The organism is Bacillus sp. AFS041924 (assembly GCF_002577195.1).
In the GTDB taxonomy this organism is placed as follows: domain Bacteria; phylum Bacillota; class Bacilli; order Bacillales; family Bacillaceae_G; genus Gottfriedia.
This window is the reverse complement of the sequence record NZ_NULG01000118.1, coordinates 1-3,626: the sequence shown is the minus strand read 5'-3', so window position 1 is coordinate 3,626 and position 3,626 is coordinate 1. Positions and strand designations below refer to the sequence as shown.

Annotated in this window: 2 protein-coding genes; both read right to left on the bottom strand. The window is 35.6% G+C overall.

Annotated elements, in window-relative coordinates:
• The coding region (locus tag COC46_RS19345; protein WP_176545232.1) for a protease inhibitor I9 family protein at positions 1 to 627 on the bottom strand (627 nt) is incomplete at its 3' end.
• 484 nt (positions 628 to 1,111) lie between these two features.
• Positions 1,112 to 3,626 (bottom strand): Ig-like domain-containing protein (locus COC46_RS19340; RefSeq protein ID WP_141550943.1); only part of this gene is annotated, 2,515 nt, incomplete at its 5' end.

Sequence of the window (3,626 nt, the reverse complement as noted above, 5' to 3'; positions counted from 1 at the left end):
TGTTCCATCTATTCCTAAACTCCAAACATCAGGCGCTCCAATTTTTTCAAGGCCCCATTCTACATTATTAGTCGCTTGAACTTTAACTTCAGTAGTTTTTGCAGGCTCAATTAGCTTTGTAATGCCATTAGGTTTTATACTTTCAACCTCAGGCATAGCCGCTATGTTATTCATTACTTCCTCTGTTGCTGTAACTGCCATACCATTTACGATATAAAACGACTCATAATCCTTTACACTTCCATTAAGCTTTTCTTTTTTAAGATACTTCTTCAAATTACTCTGTGATGAATCTGATTTAATTCTTAATTCAGAGACGATTGATGAACGAACGACTAACTCTTTTTTTACATTTGATAGTTGCTTATTCTTAGCCTTAACTTCATTAGCAACCTTTACTGTATCTACCTGATCCTTAAATTTTACAAGAAAGGTAGCTTGAGAGTTATTTGCAAATTCTTTTTCAAGTTCTGGACTTATTTTATTCTCTGTTACTTCTTTATAGCTTGTCACAATATTGTCCTTTGCATAAGCCTTAGCATAATTTCCAGCTGGTGCAGCAAATGAACTTACTGTAAGTAGTAAAGCTGTCGAAAATGCACTCAATTTCTTGGTGATTTTGATCATGTTTATGCCTCCATATTTAGATTGAATTTACCTAACTAATCCTTTTCCTCCTTTCCTTTAACTGCTTGAACCTATTAACTTATAAAATAGGATTTGCGATGAGTCTTACAACATTAACTGCATGTCCATCAATTAAGTTGTTTCATTCCATTCAAACTATTAGGTTACGAATCTATTACCACCTAAATGTATATCCGTTAGCTTGGGGTGACAAATAGGGTTTTACATAGGACTTTTGACATATTTTTTTATAATTTAAATATTTTTATATATAATAGCGTTGATAATCTATATCAACCTTAGCCCTATAGAATTTAGAACTAAGGCTGATTAATAAAAGGAACCTACTTTATTATTGTCTACTTGACAGGGATAAGACCACTTTATACTTGTTTATTTTTTAGGGAAGACCAATCAAACGAATAGAGTACTTTGAGACTTTTTCATTTGCATTCTGAATGATCGTATTGAATATAAACCTAATTTATTTTTTCACTACAACTTTTTTCGCTTTACCTGTATTTCCTGCCTTATCTTTTGCATAAACGTAAAGGACTGTTCCCACTTTTTGTTTTTTATAAGAAACAGTATAAATTCCTTTACTGTTAGCAGTACCAGAACCAATGATTTCTTTTCCCTTTTTCACATAAACTTTAGCACCTGGTTCGGCTTTTCCTGTTACTTTTGTATTCGTTATGCTTTTAACAGAAGGAATTGCTGGTGGGGTACTGTCTTTTATTACAACCTTTTTTGCCGCTCCAACATTCCCCGATTTGTCTACTGCGTATACATTAATGATTGTTCCTACTTTTTGACTTTTGAAGGTAATAGCATAAATTCCTTTGCTGTTTACAACTGAGGAACCTATGATGACTTTGCCTGCTTTAGCGTATACTTTTGAACCAATCTCAGCTTTTCCAGATATTCCTGTATATGTCACCTTACTTACCAAAGGAATACTCGGTGCTGTTTTGTCTGGAACAGGTTTAGAAATTGGTTTGCTATTTACATATAGCTTTCCTGCTGCCGTGGAACCTAATGAATTTCCATACATATCTTCTACTTTTACCGCTATTTGTGCACCGTTTAATGTAAGCTCCTTAGTTGCTGTCCAGTACCCTTTATAGTGTCCAGAGCCATTTCCATTTGCATCCTTTACTTCTGTCATAACTACTTCAAAGGTGCTTAAACTTGCTGTTGGCACAGATACTGCACTTGTTATGCCATTAATCGGAGCTTTAATTGAAAATACTGCCTTTTTTAATCCAGGCTCACTGTCGAATTCAACCTTTACTGTTTGATTTGCCTTTAATATTACATTACTCGATGGCATTATATTTTTAATTTCACGGATTGAGTATTTTACATTAACTGTAATGCTCTTAGCAGTTTCATTTCCTGCCTTATCTCTAGCAACAACATTTATTACATTTTCACCTTCCTTGGACATAAGCTTTGCTGTCCAGTTTCCATTTGAATCTATATCTATCTTTGTTCCGTTTACATCAACATAATCTAGATCATCTTTAACTGTTCCTGTTACAGTTATTAATTGACTATTCATATATGCGTTATTTTGTGGACTTGATATTTCTAAAACTGGTGCTGTCTTGTCTACTATAACCTTTGTTTCCTTCGAATAAAGAGTAGATCCGATTTCTGTAATCGTTTTAGCCTTTAGAATATTAACTCCCTCTTGAAGTACAGCATCAATAGAGAAGCTTCCATCATCATTTGTCTTTCCATTTGCTATATCTTTATCACCGCTAAATAGATGAACGTCCATTCCTGGAGCTGCCATACCTTTTATTGTTACGTTTTCATTATTTACATATAGGTTGTCCACCGGTGATGTTATAACTGGAGCTAGTGCTTCAAGCTTAACTGTTGATCTAATCATTATGTTTCCATAATCTTTATTTGCTAAAGTGAATGGACCGCCTTTTACAAACACCCATGATCTTCCTGTTGGTACTGTCGTTTTATCCAATGCAATTGCTGCGCTTGCAGGAGCCATCTTATCCTGTATTAAAACCATATAAAAATCGCCTGTTACAACTATTTGCTGCGCGGATAAATCAACGACTGTCCATTTCCCGTTCTCCTTAGAAGCAGTTGCATTAAACGGCCCTGCTATCATTTTTCCAGGGGCGCCATCCTTTCCGCTTGCTTCATAAACTGCCACCTTAAATGTATTTCCCCATGTTGTATCAAGCTTAAATAATCCAGAGGTTACTATTCCTGTGGTCTCTCCCTCCGGAAGTGACATTCTTACTGCAAAGCCACCTCCCGCTTCCCATTGAGCCACTGAATATTCTGCTGTTCCATCATCATAGCCTATCTCACCTGGAAAATTTATAAATGGTTTTAGTTGAAGATCATGTGAGATATTTTCATTACCCGTAATATCTACAGTAAATTTCTCATCAAAATAGTTCTCTGCTGTAACTTGAACTGTATATTTGCCTTCATATCCAGTTATTGAATAATTACCGTCTGCATCAGTTGTAACTGGTGCTACTGCTGCATCCTCGATTAAGTAAAGTTTAGCGTTTTTCACAGGTTTTCCTGTTTGCGCATTAGTGATTTTACCTGTTAATGTTCTCTTAGGTATTGGAGCCAATGTAATGTTTGTATTTTCAAGAACTTGGTTAGCTGCTACTTGAACCTTCTGATCATGTGGATAGTACCCATACTGTTCAGCTCTTAATGTATACTCTCCTTCTTTTACCTTAAAACTATATGACCCGTCTTGCGGATTTGTTTTTGTTGAACGACCATTTTCAACAATAGTCACTGTGGCTGATAATGGAAGTCCTGCTATCTCAGTGTTTGGCGGAACTGTATCCTCAGCATCTTCTGATACTTGGCCTTTAATTTCAGCAAGTCCTGTCATAACTGATGTTACAGCCTTAAATGCATTAATCACACCATATCCATATCCATTGTTAGGGGTTTCAGGATATTCAGAGTTAGTAGAAGGAGTTGCTGTTTCCTTT